The 17,083-nt window shown below is 61.8% G+C and carries 15 protein-coding genes; 7 read left to right on the top strand and 8 right to left on the bottom strand.

Translation table 11 applies throughout. The features are described 5' to 3' along the window. Positions 1-10: 10 nt before the first annotated feature. From VCK47_RS03895 to VCK47_RS03870, 6 genes are all read right to left on the bottom strand, one after another. Entirely contained in the window at positions 11-1,276 is a 1,266-nt protein-coding gene (locus tag VCK47_RS03895) for a biotin/lipoyl-containing protein (RefSeq protein WP_322889407.1), read from the bottom strand. Then, positions 1,266-2,261: an alpha-ketoacid dehydrogenase subunit beta gene (locus tag VCK47_RS03890; RefSeq protein WP_322889406.1), complete on the bottom strand. Its 996-nt coding sequence runs from the start codon at positions 2,259-2,261 to the stop codon at positions 1,266-1,268. Before VCK47_RS03890 ends, VCK47_RS03895 begins: the two co-directional genes overlap by 11 nt. A gap of 12 nt (positions 2,262-2,273) precedes the next feature. Next, positions 2,274-3,245, bottom strand: coding sequence for a thiamine pyrophosphate-dependent dehydrogenase E1 component subunit alpha (locus tag VCK47_RS03885; protein WP_322889405.1), 972 nt, complete (start codon positions 3,243-3,245; stop codon positions 2,274-2,276). A 76-nt stretch (positions 3,246-3,321) separates the two neighbouring features. Further along, a complete protein-coding gene (locus VCK47_RS03880) occupies positions 3,322-4,620 on the bottom strand; it encodes a M24 family metallopeptidase (protein ID WP_019954964.1) in 1,299 nt (432 codons plus the stop codon). A 63-nt stretch (positions 4,621-4,683) separates the two neighbouring features. Continuing rightward, positions 4,684-5,493: an SDR family NAD(P)-dependent oxidoreductase gene (locus VCK47_RS03875; protein WP_322889404.1), complete on the bottom strand. Its 810-nt coding sequence runs from the start codon at positions 5,491-5,493 to the stop codon at positions 4,684-4,686. Between the two features lie 20 nt (positions 5,494-5,513). Beyond that, entirely contained in the window at positions 5,514-7,283 is a 1,770-nt protein-coding gene (locus VCK47_RS03870; protein ID WP_322889403.1) for an extracellular solute-binding protein, read from the bottom strand. A 258-nt stretch (positions 7,284-7,541) separates the two neighbouring features. Here VCK47_RS03870 and VCK47_RS03865 point away from each other — a divergent pair, with 258 nt between their 5' ends. From VCK47_RS03865 to VCK47_RS03835, 7 genes are all read left to right on the top strand, one after another. Beyond that, a complete protein-coding gene (locus VCK47_RS03865) occupies positions 7,542-8,492 on the top strand; it encodes a sugar ABC transporter substrate-binding protein (RefSeq protein ID WP_322889402.1) in 951 nt (316 codons plus the stop codon). Between the two features lie 138 nt (positions 8,493-8,630). Further along, positions 8,631-9,596, top strand: a complete 966-nt coding sequence (locus VCK47_RS03860; RefSeq protein ID WP_416236642.1) for an ABC transporter permease — start codon at positions 8,631-8,633, stop codon at positions 9,594-9,596. A 12-nt stretch (positions 9,597-9,608) separates the two neighbouring features. Next, complete coding sequence (locus VCK47_RS03855; RefSeq protein ID WP_322889400.1) at positions 9,609-10,610, top strand: ABC transporter permease; 1,002 nt, start codon at positions 9,609-9,611, stop codon at positions 10,608-10,610. After that, on the top strand, positions 10,607-12,118 hold the full coding sequence (locus VCK47_RS03850) for a sugar ABC transporter ATP-binding protein (RefSeq protein WP_322889399.1): 1,512 nt from the start codon (positions 10,607-10,609) through the stop codon (positions 12,116-12,118). Before VCK47_RS03855 ends, VCK47_RS03850 begins: the two co-directional genes overlap by 4 nt. A 313-nt stretch (positions 12,119-12,431) precedes the next feature. Then, positions 12,432-12,827: a hypothetical protein gene (locus VCK47_RS03845; protein WP_322889398.1), complete on the top strand. Its 396-nt coding sequence runs from the start codon at positions 12,432-12,434 to the stop codon at positions 12,825-12,827. A 65-nt stretch (positions 12,828-12,892) separates the two neighbouring features. Next, positions 12,893-13,126, top strand: coding sequence for a hypothetical protein (locus tag VCK47_RS03840; protein ID WP_322889397.1), 234 nt, complete (start codon positions 12,893-12,895; stop codon positions 13,124-13,126). A gap of 26 nt (positions 13,127-13,152) precedes the next feature. After that, a complete protein-coding gene (locus VCK47_RS03835) occupies positions 13,153-14,775 on the top strand; it encodes a S8 family serine peptidase (RefSeq protein WP_322889396.1) in 1,623 nt (540 codons plus the stop codon). Positions 14,776-14,826: 51 nt separating this feature from the next. Here the strand turns inward: VCK47_RS03835 and VCK47_RS03830 are convergent, their stop codons facing one another. Both VCK47_RS03830 and VCK47_RS03825 read right to left on the bottom strand, forming a co-directional pair. Next, the gene (locus tag VCK47_RS03830) at positions 14,827-16,191 is read right to left on the bottom strand and encodes a S8/S53 family peptidase (protein ID WP_322889395.1); all 1,365 of its coding nucleotides are present in this window, start codon (positions 16,189-16,191) and stop codon (positions 14,827-14,829) included. A gap of 14 nt (positions 16,192-16,205) precedes the next feature. Further along, on the bottom strand, positions 16,206-17,081 hold the full coding sequence (locus VCK47_RS03825; RefSeq protein ID WP_322889394.1) for a phosphatase PAP2 family protein: 876 nt from the start codon (positions 17,079-17,081) through the stop codon (positions 16,206-16,208). Positions 17,082-17,083 lie beyond the last annotated feature (2 nt).

Here is a 17,083-nt window from a genome sequence, read left to right as displayed (position 1 = left end):
CCCCCAAGGGTCAGAGCAGGTGATGCAGCGGATGTTCCATCCGGTCTGCGAAAGTGGTCAAAAGGTGGATCGCGGTAGGGCCGTCCATTTGCGCGTGTGTGCATTCGAGCGTGAGCGTCAGGCCTTGCGCGCCGGCCATCAGCGTCAGAACCGGCGTATCGGTCGCGCCAAGCGAGACGCTGCGCAAAGCTGTGCCGCGCAGATCGCGCAGGATCAGGTCGGGGGTGGCGTCTGTTTGCGTCACACTTGATAGCGACCGCCCCGCAGGTACGGCAAAGTGGCGTGGCTGACCGGAACGGTCGATCCCGATGACGCAACGCGCGGTCATGCTGGCACCGGCGAGCCCCGCCAACAGGGCATCGGCGTCGATCAGGCCGTTTGTGGCGGCCCAAGCTGCGAAGTCGGTGAAACCGTCGCTGGCAATCTCGGCGGTCAAGGACATGGCTGCGGCGGCGGCTGTCGCAACCGGCGTTTCCGTGGGAATCGCGCGCAATGTGTCCAGATCGGCGACATGGAACGGCTGCGGATGGCCCGCCTTGACGAGAAGCGCCAGATCAAGCCCCTGTTCCAGCGCCAGCCTGCGCGCCTTGGGCGAGGCGAGGATGCGTCCGCCAGTCGCGGCGGTGGGCGGTGGTGTGGGTTTCTTCTCTGCCGGCTGAGAGGCCGGTTTTTCGGCAACTGGTTCCGGCGCAGGTGCAGCTGCGGCCGTAGCTTGCACCGATCTGGCGACCGGATTGGCGGGCTTGTCAGCACTGATGATCGCAACCTGCGCCCCGACCGGCACCTCTTGGCCGGCCTCGGCCAAGGTGGCGGCCAGATAGCCGTCGAAACCGGCGGTGACTTCCATCGTGGATTTATCGGTTTCCACCTCGAACAGCAGATCGTCGGCGGCCACCGCATCGCCGGGGGATTTCAGCCAGTTGACCAAGAGGCCCGTGTCCTGCGCCATGCCAAGTTGCGGCATGGTGACGGATTTGCCGGTGGGCAGGTCGTCGCTGTTGGCGGGGGCTGGCTGCAGGGCAGGGGTGTCATCATCGGCGCTGTCGGAAATCTGCGCGATCACGGCACCGACAGGCACATCCTCGCCTTCGCCCGCTGTTACACCTGTCAGAAAGCCGCTGGCCTGCGCCTCGACCTCCATCGTGGCTTTGTCGGTTTCCACCTCGAACAAGGCATCGCCTTTGGTCACGGCATCGCCCGGCGCTTTCAGCCAGGCGACGATCTTGCCCGCGTCCTGCGCCATGCCAAGCTGGGGCATTGTCACATCACGCGGCATCTATCATCTCCCCCGCGCAAAGCCTGCGGGCGTTGGCGGCGACGGTTTCGGGGGTAGGGACGGTGACATCTTCGAGTGCGGGCGAGAAGGGGACCGGCACGTCCATCGCGCCCATGCGCAAGACAGGGGCATCGAGGTGATAGAACGCCTTTTCATTCAGGCGGCTGGCGATTTCCGCGGTCACACCATAGCTCTGGTGCCCTTCGTCGATCACGATGGCGCGGCTGGTCTTGCGCACGCTGGCGAGCAGTGTTTCCTCGTCCAAAGGCACGATGGTGCGGGGGTCGATGACCTCGACGCTGATCCCTTCCTTGGCCAGAATGTCGGCGGCTTTTTCGGCGACCTGCACCATCGAGGACGTGGCGATGAAGGTGATGTCTGTCCCTTCGCGTTTGATGTTCGCCACGCCGAAGGGGATCAGGTATTCTTCCTCCGGCACGGGGGCCTTGTCCTGATACATCAGCTTGTCTTCGAAAATCACGACCGGGTTGTTGTCGCGGATCGCGGTTTTCATCAGGCCTTTGGCCTCGTAAGCCGATGACGGCATCGCCACCTTCAGGCCCGGAATATGCGCGACCAAAGCCTGCAAGGACTGGCTGTGTTGTGCTGCGGACCGGCGGGTGGCCCCCATATTGGTTCGTAGGACCATCGGCACCTTCAGTTTGCCGCCTGACATGTAATGCTGTTTGGCGGCCTGATTGCAGAGCTGGTCCATGACCAGATAGATGAAATCGCCGAACATCAGATCGACGATGGGCCGCGCGCCGGTCATGGCGGCACCCACGGCCAGACCGACAAAGCCGGGTTCGGAGATAGGCGTGTCGATGACGCGGGATGTGCCGAACTCCTCGACCAGACCGGACAGTACCTTGAAGGGGGTGCCCGCCTCGGCCACGTCCTCGCCCATGATGAACACGGTCGGATCGCGGCGCATTTCTTCGGCGATGGCCTCGTTGACGGCTTGGGACAGGGTGATTTCGCGCATGATGGTGTCTCCTCAATCCGCGTAAACGTGCATGTCCACTTCGGACACATCTGGGTATTTGGCAGCCTCGGCATAGGCGACGGCGGCGGCCGCATCTTCTTCGATCTCGGCGTTCATCGCCTCGATCTCGGCCTCGGTGGCGATGCCTTGGTGGACCAGCCATGCGCGGAACCGCACGATAGGGTCGCGGTTTTCCTTCCAGTCCTTTTCTTCGTCTTTGGACCGGTAATATTCGCGGTTGATGTCGCCGACATGGTGGCCGTGATAGCGGTAGGTCATCAATTCGATGAAGAACGGCCCTTCGCCCTTGCGGCAGCGGGCGACCAGCGTTTGGGTCAATTCATTGACGGCCAGCACGTCCTGCCCGTCGATCTTGAACGCCTCGATCCCGAAGGCTTCGGCGCGGGCGGTGATGGAGCCTGCGGCGATTTCCTCGGTCTTGGTGTATTCTGAATAGCCGTTGTTTTCGCAGGCATAGATGACGGGCAGATGCCAAAGGGCGGCCATGTTCATCACCTCGTAAAGCAGGCCCTGCGCTGTGGCCCCGTCACCGAAGAAACAGACGGTGACATCGTTCTGGCCTAGCAGTTTTGCCCGCAGGGCAGAGCCTGTGGCGATGCCCATCGACCCGCCGACGATGGCATTGGCGCCCAGATTGCCGTGGCTTTGGTCGGCGATGTGCATCGACCCACCCTTGCCGCGACAATAGCCTTCTTCCTTGCCCAGAAGTTCGCAGAACATTTCTTTGAAATTGGCACCTTTGGCGACGCAATGCCCGTGGCCGCGGTGGGTGGATGTGATGCGGTCGTCGTCGGTCAGCGCCTCGCAGATACCCACTGCCACGGCCTCTTCGCCGGAATACATATGCGTCAGGCCTGGCATCTTGGCGGACAGGTACAGCTGGTTGGCGTTATCCTCGAACGTGCGGATGCGGACCATCTGGCGGTACATGCGCAGGTAATCTTCGGTGTTGGTTTTGGTCATGGAAAGGTCTCCAATCAAGATGGGTGCAAAGCACCCATCCTACAGTGCGGCGTAGGATGGGTGATTTCACCCATGTTCAATATCGGTTGGCGATGGGCAGTTCTTCGGCGGGGAACAGGCTGATCACCTCGCAGCCGGTTTCGGTCACGACCACTTCTTCCTCGATCCGGGCGGCGGAATAGCCGTCGGTGGCGGGGCAATAGGTTTCCAGCGCAAAGACCATGCCGGTCTTGATTTCCATCGGGTGATCCATGCTGATCGCGCGGCTGATGATCGGGCGTTCATGCAGTGCCAGCCCCAGACCATGGCCGAATTGCAGCCCGAAGGCCTGATCTTCATTGGCAAAGCCAAGGCTTTCGGCGGTGGGCCAGACGGCGGCGACCTTGTCGGTGGTCACCCCCGGTTTGATCATCGCGATCGAGGCGTCGATCCATTCGCGCGCCTTGGTATAGGCGTCGGTCTGCGACGGGGTCGCGCGGCCCACGTTGAAGGTGCGGTAATAACAGGTGCGATAGCCCTGATAGCTTTGCAGGATGTCGAAAAACGCCTGATCGCCGGGCCGGATCAGCCGGTCGGTAAAGTTATGCGGATGCGGGTTGCAGCGTTCGCCTGAGATCGCGTTGATCGCCTCGACATCGTCCGATCCCATTTCATAGAGCATCTTGTTCGAGAGTGCGACGATGTCATTCTCGCGCACGCCGGGTTTCAGCTCTTCATAGATCATGTGATAGACGCCATCGACCATCGCTGCCGCCTGCGTCAGAAGCTGGATTTCATCCCAGTTCTTGATCTCGCGCGCAGCCAGCATGATCTGCTGCCCATCGACGACATTGATGCCTTCTTCCTTCAGCGCATGGAACATTGCGGTTTCGGCGTAGTCCACACCCACGGGCATATCGGCCATGCCCGCATCGCGGATCAGTCCGGCGATCTGCTTGGCGTATTTCTGCATCAGCCCGAATTCTGGCGGGATCGTGCCGCGCATGCCGACGACACCGGCCAGACAATGATCCGGCTCCAGCCAGTCGGCGTGCCGCTTGTGGTGCATCGCCGCCGATCCGAAATCCCAGACATAGGGGCTGTCGTCGCCGGTCAGCAGGCAGAAGCGGCACATCTTGTCCCGTTCCCATTCGCCGATCTTGGTGGCGGACACATAACGGATGTTGTTCACATCGAACAGCAACAGCGTGCCTGCGTTGGACGCCTGCAACGCCTGCCGCGTGCGGGCAAGGCGATAGCGGCGCAGGCGGTCGTGGTCGATGCGGCGTTCGAAATCCACCGTGGTATGGCCCCAGGCGGGGATGCGTTCGCGCCATTCCCAGTTGGGTTCAAGGTCTTGTGGTGTCAGCAGGTTGGGCATTAATGCGCGCGACATGGCTTACTCCTTCATGGTGCGGGATGCGCACCAATGCGGTTGAAAAAATGTATTAAAATCAGGTTACTGGATGCACCAGCCGCCATCGATATGGATCATCTGACCGGTCATGTAATCGCTGTCGTCGCTGACAAGGAAAGACGCGGTGCCGGTGATGTCGCGGGGATACGAGACGCGTTTGATATGCAGCGCGTCGCGCACGATATCGTCATAGGCCTGCCCTTCGTGATCCTTGAAACCGATCTCGACCAGATCCTTGTCGAGCTGTTCCCAGAGCGGCGTGACCACCACACCCGGCGCATAGCCGTTGACGGTGATGTTGTGTTCGGCGAGGCCAATGGCCCCGCAATGGGTCAGCGCCAGGCAGCCGTATTTGCTGGTGCAATAGACCGTCACATCGACCAGCGGTTTGCGCGACGCGATGGAACCCACGTTGATCAGCTTGTAGGGATGATCCGGCATCGGCCCTTGCGCGATCATCTGGCGGGCGGTTTCCTGCATGCCCAGCCACATCGCCTTTGTATTGACGTTCATGATCAGGTCCCAGTTATCCTCATCGATATCCATGAAGAAACGGGGTTTGTTCAGACCGGCGTTGAAAACACCCACATTGATCGACCCGAAGGCGTTTACCGTGGCTGCAACGGCGGCGGCATTGTCTTCGCGCTTGGTCACATCCATGCGCACGGCGATTGCGCGGCCATTGCCGGCCGCGTTGATCTTGTCGGCGACGGCTTGTGCGGCGTCCAGATCCAGATCGCCAAGGCAGATATTCGCGCCTTGGGCAGCAAAGCTTTCGGCATTGGCGGCACCCATGCCGCGACCGGCACCGGTGATCAGGATGTTTTTGCCTTCGAGGCGATTGGGGTCCATGGTTTCCTCCCTTGGGTGTTCTAAAGTCGTAAGATCTGTTCGGCGCGGGCCTGCACCCGGTCGAGCGCGTGACGCGGGCTGACGATCCCGCGCAGCATGTCGTGCAATTCATGGCCGCAGATGTTGATGATCTCCGACACCTGCGGGATCGGCGGGCGCGGCCAGAATTGCAGCTCGTCGCGCCAAGACATCTGGTCGAGCAGGCCAAAGATCGGTGACAGCCGCCGCACTTCGGGGTCGGCACCGACGGAATAACGCGGTTCGGTCCGGCTGCCGTTCTGGGCGTAAAGTTTTTGCGCACCGGGCGAGGTGAAGGTCACCAGCGCCTCGACCGTGTCGTCGATGCGGTCATCGGGCAGGTTGGTCGGCACGCAAAGCACATAGCCGCCCACCGGCGCAATCGGCGCGCCTTGTGGTCCGTGCGGATGCGGCAGATAGCCGGTGTTGCCATGCGCGGGGCTGTTCGGGTCCAGCTCGAAATAGGGGGCGAGCAGGGTATATCCGTAGGCCATCGCCACATGGCCCGCGCCGTAGGGGCGCACCCGTTCGTACCACGACATCGACAGGATATCGGGGGGCGAATAATCCAACAGCTGCATCAGGTAATCGGCCGCCTCCAGCGCGCGGTCGGTATTCAGCGTCGGCGTGAACCCGCCCTTGGCGAGGTTGTCGGTGTCGAACCCGCCCGCGATCTTGGGGATGTCGATAATCGGCTGGCCGAAGGCCGCGCAGGTCATCATGAATGTATGCCCAAGCGCGGTGCCGCGTGCGGCGTTCCATGCCACGCCGTACCGTCCACGCTGCGGATTGTGGAAATGGCGGGCGGCGTCGATGACAGCGGCGGTCGTGGTCGGCGGTTCGATATTGTCGGTGGCGAACCAGTCCTTGCGGTAGAACAACAGCTCCGGAGTCGTCTGGCTGGGCACACCGTAAGGGCGCCCGTCCCAATGTGCAGCACGCCAGCCTGCGGTGTGGAAATCCGCCGGATCAAGGCGGGCGATATCCATGACCTCGTCCAAGGGCCGGATCACGCCTTTTTCGACAAATTCCCCGACCCAGGGCAGGTCGATGGCGATCAGGTCATAGCGGCTTTTGGGGCGTTCGGCATTGCGCAAAGCCTCTTCGCGCAGCCGGTCGATGGAAAAGGCGCGCTGGTGGATATTGGTGCCGACGATCTGTTCGAACTGGCGCTTGAGGCCCTCCATGACCATGAAAGTCGGGTCGCCATGCACAAGAATACGCAAACCACCCGCCAGCTTCAGCGGCTGGGGTAGGGCGCTGAGCGGCGGGATCGCGGCGCGCCCCGGCTGGTAAGAGCCCCCGAAATAATAGTCGGTGGTTTCGGGCGACGGGTCCGTCACCTCGAACGACGCCCGCACCAGCCGGTCAATCCGGTCGGCGAGCTGGCTGAACCCTTCCAGCAGATCGGAACTGGGATGCAAAGAGAAGCTTTTGCCAGTCTTGGTCCGCGCGCGCCGTTCGATCAGCCCGGCATCCTGGATCTCGGCCAGTTTGCGCGTCGCGGTCGCATAGGGCACACCCGCCGCCGATACCATCGACGAGGGTGAGACGATCCGCCCCGCCGAATGGCTTTGCAGCAGATGCAGGATCATGTTCAGATGCGGGTTGGCGGTATTGGGATCGATCGCGTTGTCGATCTCCATCGTCAGATTGGATAAAAACTGCGTCACACGGTCCAGATCGGCGGCTGGCATCATGCCTGACAGGATCGCGGGCCCCGAGGGGGCCGTATGTCCGGACTGGATATTTCGTGCGATGCTCTGTTGCATTGGACCTGGGTTTTGAGGGGCGGCGGACCGCCTGTTCGATTGCTTCATGGTGTTCCCTTTGCAAATTAGCCAAAATGGTTAGGGGGGATATTGGCATAAAATCCATAATGGATAAAATTATATCCGCTTTAGATATTATTTCGGGGCCTTTTCGCCTCGGAATCACGCTTTTTGACGGGGTCGGCTAGACGGGGCACAGTCCCGGGGCAGGGAGGTTGCCTTTAGTCGGAACACATTGATCCACGGGAGGATTTAAAAATGAAAATGACAATCACCGCAGCGCTTGCCTGTTCGACCGCCATGTTCGGTGCGGCTGCCGCTGCCCAGACGATGACAATCGGCATCACCCAGAACAACGTCGGCGTCGACAGCTATCAGACAACCTATGAGCGCGCCTTTATCGCCGCTGCCGAGGCCAACCCCGATGTCAACGCCATCGTGCTGGATGCCGGCGGCGATGTCGCCCGGCAGCTTGCGCAGATGGAAGACCTGATCCAGCAGCAGGTTGATGCCATCATCATCTGGCCCACCAATGGCGAGGCTGTGATCCCTGCCGTCCGCCGTGCGCATAACGCGGGCATCCCGGTCGTCGTGACCAATTCCAACATTGCCGAACAGGGGTTCGATTTCATCCGGTCGTTTTCCGGCCCCGACAACGTGACCCAAGGATCGCGTGCGGCGGAAATCATGTGCGAGCGGTTTACCGCGATGGGCATTCAGGACGAAGCCCGCGTGGTGCAGATTTCCGGCCAGCCCGGCTACACCACCGCGATCGAACGCCAGCAGGGGTTCGATGACCGCCTGCCAGAGGTCTGCCCGAACGTGACGCTGGTCGAAACCCAGCCGGGCGACTGGAACCGTGAAAAATCGCAGCAGGTGATGGAAGCCTTCCTGATCAAGTATGACGACATCGATGGCGTCTATTCCGGTGACGACAATATGGGTATCGGCGCGCTGAACGCGGCGCGTGCGGCTGGCCGCGAAGGGATAGTCTTTGTTGGCGCCACCAACTTTGCCGTGGGCTATGACGCAATGACCGAAGGCGATTACTGGGGCTCGATCTATCAGTCCCCCGTCGATGATGCCGAAGCGGCGCTGCAAACCGCCATCGACATCCTGAACGGCGAAGAGGTGCCGTTCCTGAACTACTTTGACACACCCAAAATCACACAGGACAACATGGGCGATTTCACTAAGCCGGTGTTCTGATCTCTCCCCCAGAGACGGCGCGGGGCGGGTTTGCCTGCCCTGCGCGCTTTATGTGATACCTTTTGCAGGCAGAGACACGGGACATATCCCGTCCCGCCTGTCGCGACCACCGTTACGGGAGGGGAAATGATGTCCAGTATGACAAGACAGAATGTCGGCACTTTTCTGGCCAAGCAAGGCATTCTGGTGGCCTTTGTGCTGTTCATGATCGTCTTTGCCATTGCCAACCAGCGCTTTATCGCGATGGACAATATCCTTGGCGTGGTGCGGTCATCCGCGATCATCGGAGTGATGGCGCTGGGCGTCACCTTTGTTGTGATCGGCGGCAATCTCGATCTGTCGGTGGGGTCGATGATGTCGTTTTCCACCATTGTCGTGCTCGACCTGCATGACAAGATCGGCCCCGCGATGGCGATCCCCGCGATGTTCGCGCTGACGCTGCTTTTGGGCGCCTTCATCGGGTTTCTGGTGGGCTATCTGAAGCTCAATTCCCTGATCGTCACCCTGGGCATGTTGTCGGCCATTCACGGTCTGACGCTGACTTGGTCGGGGGGCAAGAACATGGATATTGCCGACAAATCCGGCACTTGGTTTTCGTTTTTCGGTCAGGACCGCGTGCTGGGCATCCCCGTGCCGATCCTGATCTTTGCGCTGCTTGCCGTGCTGCTGCACATGCTTTTGTCCAAGACCGCCTTTGGCAGGCAGGTCTATGCGGTCGGCGGCAACGGGCAGGCGGCGACGTTTTCGGGCATCCCGCGCGCGCGGATCGTGTTCATGACCTATCTGGTGTCGGCCTTTTGCGTGGCGGTGGCGGGGCTGTTGCAGGCCAGCCGCAGCCTTGGCAGCCAGAACACCGTGGGCCAGGGGCAGGAACTGGTTGTGTTGGCGGCAGTCATTCTGGGGGGCGCGTCCTTGCTGGGCGGGTCCGGCACCGTGTTCAAGACGGTGATCGGTGTGCTGATCCTTGGGTTTATCCAGAATGGGCTGCTGCTGATGGGGCTCGATTTCTACGTTCAATACATGGTCACATGGGCGATCATCATTCTGGCCGTCTGGCTGGATGTCGCGGCCAAGCGGGGCCGTCTGTGGTCCCCCATCGCGTAAGGAGCGGCTGCTATGACAAGCCAAAACCGCAGGGACCTGATTAAGCAGGGCGGCATCTGGGTCTTTATCGCCGTGGAACTCGCGTTCTTTTCCATCGCGGGCAATTACCTGTCGGCGTCCAGCCAGGCCTTCATGGATTTTGACAACATGCTGTTGTTGCTCAAGCAATCGGCCCCCATCGGGATCATCGCGCTGGGCATGACGATTATCATGATCAACGGCAATATCGACCTGAGCGTGGGGGCGACCTTTGCGCTTGCCGCCATTGTGCTGCTCGACAGTATGACATGGCCCTTCATGCAGAACCTTGGCGACTGGGCGATCCCGCTGGCCTGGGGCTTTGCGCTGATGACGGGGATCGTGCTGGGGGCCATCAACGGGCTGATCGTGTGGAAGACCGGTGTCGATGCCTTCATCGTCACGCTGGGGTCGATGCTGGGCTTTCGCGGGCTTGTGTTCATGTACAACGGCGAACAGCCGACCAGCCATCTCAACTGGACCCTTGTCGATTTCGCCGAGGCACAGTTTCTGGGCCTGCACACCGCCACATGGTTCTTGCTGGGCACCGCCCTTGTGCTGTGGTGGGTCACGACACGCACCAATCATGGCCGCAATGCCTATGCCATCGGCAACAACCGCGATGCGGCTGTCAATGCGGGCATCCGTGTCGGACCGCATATCATGTGGAATTTCATGCTGATCGGGTTTCTGGCCGCCCTATCCGCCGTCGTTTTCTATTCCGAAAGCGGATCGGTAAACCCCAATGACGGGATGCTGTACGAACTCTGGGCAATCACCGCCGTCGTGCTGGGCGGGACCAAGCTGGCGGGGGGATACGGGTCGATCATCGGCACCCTTGGCGGGGTCATCGCGATCCAGCTGTTGCGCAAGGGCTTGGGCCATATCGGGGCCGATACCCAGACCGTGAACCTTGTGATCGGCCTGATCCTGATCGCGGTGCTGGTGCTGGACCGCCAGCTGAACCGGCAGGGCAAAGAGGAGCTGAAGATATGACCGGTCCCAAACCCGCCCTGCGGCTGGAAGGCATCGTCAAGACCTTTCCCGGTGTGCGCGCGCTGGATGGTGTGTCCTTCGATGTCCGCCCCGGCGAGGTGCATGCCCTGATGGGCGAAAACGGTGCCGGCAAATCCACCTTGATGAAGGTACTGGGCGGGGTGCTTGCCCCGAACGAAGGCCAGATTTTCATCGGGGATGATCCGGTCGTGATGACATCACCCAAACAAGCCAAGGCGATGGGGGTGATGTTCATCCATCAGGAACTCAGCCTTGCGGGCGAACTCAGCGTGGCCGAGAATATCTTTCTGGGGGAACTGCCGCTGAAATCCTTTGGCCGCGTCGATTGGGCCAAACTCTATGCTGCGACCGACCGTATCCTTGAAACCCTGAATGTCGGGTTTGACGCCAGAACCCGTGTCGGTGATCTGTCCATCGCCAACCAGCAGATGGTCGAAATCGGGCGCGCCCTGACGGTGAACCCCCGCGCTGTGATCTTTGACGAACCCACCGCGTCGCTGACCGATGCCGAAAAGGTTGTGCTGTTCAAGGTGATCGCCGATCTGCAGGCGCGCGGTGTCGGGATCATCTATATTTCCCACCGGATGGAGGAGATCTTCAAGATCACCGACCGGATCAGCGTGCTGCGCGACGGGCAGTATCGCGGCACCCTGATCACGTCCGAAACCAACGAGGATGAGGTGACGCAGCTGATGATCGGGCGCAGCCTTGATCTGTCGCGCAACGCCAGCCACCACCAGATGGGTGACACGGCACTGGAGGTGCGGGGCCTCAGCTGCGGGCGCCTGTTCGAGGATGTCAGCTTTACCGTCCGCAAAGGTGAGGTGTTGGGCTTTTACGGCCTTGTCGGTGCAGGCCGGACCGAGATTGCCGAAACCATCTTTGGCCTGCGCACGCCCTCTGCCGGACAGATATTGCTGAACGGGCAGGAGGTGGAGATCACGTCCCCCATCGAGGCCATCCGCCTTGGCATTTCGCTGGTACCCGAGGATCGCAAGGATCAGGGGCTGGTGCTAGGGATGAACTGTAAGGACAACATGTCCTTGCCGCAGGTGGGCCGTCTGACCAAGGGGCCATTTGTCAGCCACGGTGCAGAGATCGCGATTTTCGACAAGTACCGCGAAAAGCTTGATATCCGCACGCCGGGCTGGCGGCAGGCGGTGGGCAACCTGTCGGGGGGCAACCAGCAGAAGATCGTGATCGGCAAATGGCTGTCGATGCATCCCGAGGTGCTGATCGTGGATGAACCCACGCGCGGCATCGATGTCGGGTCCAAATCCGAAATCCACAACCTGATCCGCGATCTGGCGGCACAGGGCTTTGCCGTGATCGTGATCAGTTCGGAAATGCCGGAGGTGCTGCATGTCTCGGACCGGATCGTCGCGATGTTTGCGGGTCGGGTGATGCGTGAATTCACCTCCGAGGAAGTGACCGAAGACAACCTCATTCAGGCGATCTCCGGCCTTGAGGCCGCTGGTCGGGGCTAAGACCGGCGGTTCGCGCGCGGCCCTGCGCCAAGGGCCGCCTTCATACAAATCTGCGCAAAACAACGGGACGCGCCCAGCGGCATCTGCGTTGCGCCGTGCGTTACCCTTACGTCAATTCGCGCCCTGCCGCGCGGCGGATTCGCGTTAGGACCCGTGATTGCTCCTGCAAAACACCCAACCCGATCAACATGATGGCAGGCACCCTTGCGCTGTGGGGCGGGGGTAACAGCGGGCAGACGGCTGGCTCCTAGGGTCAGGGCACCAAGGCAAACAGACCTTGGCCCTGCAACCAACCCCTTCAAGGAGAATAACCATGCCAACCGAAAAAGACACATTCAACGCAGAACTCGACGCAATCCTGGGCGAACTGGCCTTTGATACTGGCGAGGACGGCAGCACAGAGGCTTTCGCCGCACTGTCGGCCGAACTGGACGGCACCGAATTCGGCTTCGGCCCCGAAACCAGCCTGATGTCGATGCTGGATGTCGACGGCGATCCGATGATGGAAGAGCTGATCTTCAACATCATCAAGAACCGCGCCCGCCGCATCCTGCAGGATCTGGTCAAGCTGGCCAAACGCTATCGCAACTGCCCCAAGTGCATCCTGCTGGTCGCCAAGACCGCCGCCTTGTTCAAGGCAGGCAAATATCCCCAGGCGATCGTTTCGGGGATTCAGGCGGTGGCCTGTTTCCGCAGCTGTGCCCGCTAGGGCAGCCCAGTCACGGGCGGCAGGGCCATGCGCTGCCGCCCGCTTTCCCATGAAAGGATGATCCCATGCCCGACTTTGATGCCCTGACCGATGCGGGCGCGTCGATCGACGATCAGATCCGTGCGCTCGAAGATTTCGTCAGAACGCTTGACCCTGCGCCGACCCCGCCCGCGGCACCAGAGGTACTGCCCGACCCGCCAGCACCGGCAGGGCGCAAAGCGGACCTCGCCCGCGCCAAAGCGCTGATCGATCAGGCAATTGACCTGATCGCCCCGCATTTCCCTGCCACAGGCGGCTAACCCGCCCTTTTGAAGGAGAAAGTTCCATGCCTGATATTCCCTCCCGCCCCGCCTCTTTTCTGGTGACGCTCAATCCTGACCATATCGCCACGCTGTCGGACCCCGCCGTCACCTTGCAGGACGTCGCAGCAACCATCACCGCGCAGGCCGGCAGTTTGCGCATGATGGCGGATGGGCCCGCCGATGATCCTGTGATCGAAACGCTGGGGGTTGCTGCGGATGATCCGCACACGCTGCTGGTCACGCTGTCCGATGACGACCGCGCGGCGCTGGCGGCCCGCTATGGCGATGCAATCGTGATCGAACCCGATATCGAGCTGGACCTGTTCGATACGGCCTTTGCCACGACCGCGATGTCCCCGCTGAATTTTTTTGCCGCAGCAGAGGGCGAACTGGTCATCGACGTCACGCTTACCGGCAGCGATGGCACCCCCGTGCCACGCGCCGAAGTGACAGCGCAGGGCAGTCAGATCTACGGTATCGCACAGGCCGTGACCGACGCACGCGGCAAGGCCCGGTTGACACTTTATGGCGAAACCTCCGACAGCCTGCGCGAGATCAAGGTCAAACCCTCGGCGGGCTATTGGGGCCTTGTCATCAAGCGGCCCGATCTGTCGGGTGTGCCGGTGACCCGCAAGGTGGCGCAACTGGCGCTGACGCTGACGCCGATCAGCTTGGCCAACGGGGAAACCGATGTCTGGGGGTATCGCGCCATGCAGCTCGACCAGCCGACCCCTGCCGCACAGCCGGTGCGGATCGCTGTGATCGATTCCGGTCTGTCGGCCAGCCACGACGATCTTGACCCCGCAGGCGGGCATGATTTCACCAATCGCGGTGATCCTGCCAATGCATGGCGCGACGATCTGAGCGGTCACGGCACGCATGTCGCGGGCACCTGCGCGGCGCGGTTCGACGGGCGCGGTATCTGTGGTGCTGCAGGGCCAGAGGCGCAGGTCTATGGCCTGTCGGTCTTTCCCGGTGGCCGCGCCAGCAGCCTGATTTCCGCGCTGGACTGGTGCGTCACGCACCAGATCGACGTTGTGAACATGAGCCTTGGCAGCGCGCAGGGCACCAATGCGCTGCATCAGGCCGTGATCCGCGCCGTGGCGGCAGGGATCACGCTGGTCGCCGCCGCAGGCAATGCCGCGCGGCCGGTAATGTATCCCGCAGCCTACCCCGAGGTGATCGCCGTCGCGGCGATCGGCAAGACCGGCAGTTTTCCCGCCACCAGCCCAGAGACCGCGCATATCGGCCCGCATCGTGCGGGGGATTTTTTCAGTGCCGCCTTTACCTGCTTTGGCCCTGAAATCGACGTGGCCGGCCCCGGTGTCGCGGTGATCTCTGCGGTGCCATCCGCCACCAACAAGGACTACGCCGCGATGAGCGGCACCTCGATGGCATCGCCCTATGTCGCGGGCTTTGTCGCGCGTCTGCTGGCGACGCGCCCTGATCTGCAGGCGCTGCCGCGCGGGCAAGGACGGGTGCAGGCAGTCAAATCTGCGCTGTTGGCGCGTTGCACCGATATTGGTCTGCCGCGGCCCTATCAAGGGCATGGCCTGCCGGTCTGGGGGGATGCCTCGCGCGCTGAAGAGGGGCTTGTCGCGCAGTTGCGCGCTGTCTCGGATGCTTTGGCACGCGCCTTGGCGTGATACCCATGCTATTGCGCAAAAAGGCCGGACAGGTGACTGTCCGGCCTTTGGTTATTGGCCCACCGCCTGATAGCCGCGCCCGCCAAGGCTGGGCACCAGCAGGTTGGGATAGGCGGGGTTGGGTGCCTGTGCCTGCGCCAAGAGCCATGCCTTCGCCTCGACCCCGTCGGCGTTGCCAGCGATCTGGCCCAGTCCGCGCGCCAGCGAAATCAGCCCTGCGACAATCGCAGACGCCGCCGATGTGCCGCCAAAGCGGCAGAAATAGGATCCGTATTCGCGCACACCATCCTCCGGTTCCGGCCCGGTATAAGGCGAGGCGGCATAGCCCCCTTGCCCCGGCACATCGGTCGAGATGATCTGATAATGCGAAAAGCGGGCATTCTGATGGGTGGCCGGTATCCCGTGGTCGTCATACCGCGACTCTGTGGGGTCCAGTCGCACTTCGGCGCTGTCAAAACGGGTGCCGTCGCTGCTGGGGGCCCAGACCGTCAGCCCCGATCCGGGCGAATAGCTGCAAGGCCAGCCTTTGGCATTGACCGCGCCCACCGCGATCACGCCATTGTCGTCAGAGGCGAGGCTGGCAGGATAGATACCGTAGTCCTCGTTCTCGTTGCCGGCGGCGCAGACGATGGGGCGGCGCAAGGACAGTTTGACAATCAGTTCCGCCAGTTCCGCCCAAAGCGCGCGGTCGCGGTCCGGCACAGGGCAAGGCAGAACCATCTGCCCCAAAGTTGCGCTGCCAAGGTCGGTCGCAAACAGTTCGGGTGTGCGCCGGAACGGGTCGGGGATCCCGCGGGGCAGCACGATCACATCCGCCCGCACCAGATCGGCATAGAGAAAGGCAAGGATCAGCTGTTCGGGATCATCGTCGAAATTGGTCGAAACGGGCACGATCTCGCAGGTCGGATCGATCCCGCAATAGGGCAGCGGGACTGTCGGATCGTCATCATCCTCCAGATGCGCGGCGGCGCGGTCGACGACCGCGGGACGCGCGCCGATCAGCCCGGCGATAGCCGTACCATGGGCGGAAAACACCGGGCCGGTGGCCGGTTGCACCCCGTCGACCAAAGGCGGCTGGTCGGGGCACAGGCGCTGCATCAGTTCCGCCAGCAGCGCTTCGCAGCCGGGCAAGCCCGCGACCAGCGCCGTGGCATTGCCAAAGCTCAGATCGCCGATCCGGTCCGCGTCGCGCAGGCCGGCAAAAGCGCCAAGCCGTGTCGAAAACAGATCGAATGCCAGATCGCGGTTGATCGCGCCTTGCAGATTGGGATGGTCCATCGCCACCGAAGTGTCGATCATCACCACCCGCGAGGGCCGCGTCACATCATCCGGCCACCAGCCGTCGGGGTCATGGTCGGGTGTCAGCACCCCCAGTGCTACCAGATGCCACAGGCTGTCATAGCGTGTCTCGGTCATTTGCAGTCTCCTTTTCACAACCATTCGGCCTGCGCGGCCAGCATCTGCCGCTCCAGCACCTTTTCCAGAACCGGCAGGATCATTCGCGCAAGGCTGTGACCCGCCGCAGTATCGCAGGCGTAATGCACCCCCGCCCATTCACGGTTTTCCGCGATCCGGCGCGCGGATTGGAACAATTCACTGCTGCCAGGATGTTCGGGAATGATCCGCGACATCACAAAAGCCACGGCGAAAGATTGAAACGCGTGGTTGCTGGGGTAGCTTGCATGGGCGGGCGCGGGCAGGAACGGGCGCAACCGTGGTTCGACCTGATTGGGCCGTGGCACGTTCCAGCGGGCCTTGTAATAAAGCCCGATCTCGTCGGTCAGCGCCAGAACGGTCAGCATCAGCGCGATCGTCGCATCATAGCCGCCATGGGTTTCGATGCCGTAAGGCCGCAGATAGCGCGACAGTTCCAGTTCGGCCTCGATCAGGATCTCCTCACGGCGGATCGCATGCGGGGCCTGCGCCAGCAGCACCTGTTTATGCAGCAGTTCCACGGCCTGTGTGCGCAGTTCGGGCAAGGACGGCGGTAGCGCCAGAGGTAGGTTCATCCATTCATCGCGCAGGGCGTAAAGCGCGGCGCGTTCTTCCCAGGGTTCCAGAATACCACCAGTCGCCGCTGCGTTGGCGGTGTCGTTGCGGTTACGGTTACGGTTCCTGTTGCGATTTCTGTTCCGGTTGCGGTTCCTGTTGCGATTGCGGTTCAGCGCGGTGCGCGCCGACATGACCGACATCGCGGACATAGCCGACATCGCGCTTGCCAGCGGCATCTGTTCGCGTTCGACAAGGTCGAGATCATCGGCGCTGACCATGAAAGAAAAAGATCGCAGGATCGAAAAATCGGCCATTT

It is taken from the genome of Yoonia sp. 72 (assembly GCF_034652275.1).
Classification (GTDB): domain Bacteria; phylum Pseudomonadota; class Alphaproteobacteria; order Rhodobacterales; family Rhodobacteraceae; genus Yoonia.
This window is presented reverse-complemented; position numbering and strand designations above follow the sequence as displayed.

Excerpts from the sequence above, each read along its gene's own strand:
- VCK47_RS03895 (WP_322889407.1), bottom strand. The coding sequence starts at position 1,276 with ATGCCGCGTGATGTGACAATGCCCCAGCTTGGCATGGCGCAGGACGCG.
- VCK47_RS03885 (WP_322889405.1), bottom strand. The coding sequence starts at position 3,245 with ATGACCAAAACCAACACCGAAGATTACCTGCGCATGTACCGCCAGATG.
- VCK47_RS03835 (WP_322889396.1), top strand. The coding sequence starts at position 13,153 with ATGCCTGATATTCCCTCCCGCCCCGCCTCTTTTCTGGTGACGCTCAAT.
- VCK47_RS03825 (WP_322889394.1), bottom strand. The coding sequence starts at position 17,081 with ATGGCCGATTTTTCGATCCTGCGATCTTTTTCTTTCATGGTCAGCGCC.
- VCK47_RS03850 (WP_322889399.1), top strand. The coding sequence starts at position 10,607 with ATGACCGGTCCCAAACCCGCCCTGCGGCTGGAAGGCATCGTCAAGACC.
- VCK47_RS03875 (WP_322889404.1), bottom strand. The coding sequence starts at position 5,493 with ATGGACCCCAATCGCCTCGAAGGCAAAAACATCCTGATCACCGGTGCC.
- VCK47_RS03860 (WP_416236642.1), top strand. The coding sequence starts at position 8,631 with ATGACAAGACAGAATGTCGGCACTTTTCTGGCCAAGCAAGGCATTCTG.
- VCK47_RS03830 (WP_322889395.1), bottom strand. The coding sequence starts at position 16,191 with ATGACCGAGACACGCTATGACAGCCTGTGGCATCTGGTAGCACTGGGG.
- VCK47_RS03870 (WP_322889403.1), bottom strand. The coding sequence starts at position 7,283 with ATGCAACAGAGCATCGCACGAAATATCCAGTCCGGACATACGGCCCCC.
- VCK47_RS03880 (WP_019954964.1), bottom strand. The coding sequence starts at position 4,620 with ATGTCGCGCGCATTAATGCCCAACCTGCTGACACCACAAGACCTTGAA.
- VCK47_RS03845 (WP_322889398.1), top strand. The coding sequence starts at position 12,432 with ATGCCAACCGAAAAAGACACATTCAACGCAGAACTCGACGCAATCCTG.
- VCK47_RS03840 (WP_322889397.1), top strand. The coding sequence starts at position 12,893 with ATGCCCGACTTTGATGCCCTGACCGATGCGGGCGCGTCGATCGACGAT.
- VCK47_RS03855 (WP_322889400.1), top strand. The coding sequence starts at position 9,609 with ATGACAAGCCAAAACCGCAGGGACCTGATTAAGCAGGGCGGCATCTGG.
- VCK47_RS03865 (WP_322889402.1), top strand. The coding sequence starts at position 7,542 with ATGAAAATGACAATCACCGCAGCGCTTGCCTGTTCGACCGCCATGTTC.
- VCK47_RS03890 (WP_322889406.1), bottom strand. The coding sequence starts at position 2,261 with ATGCGCGAAATCACCCTGTCCCAAGCCGTCAACGAGGCCATCGCCGAA.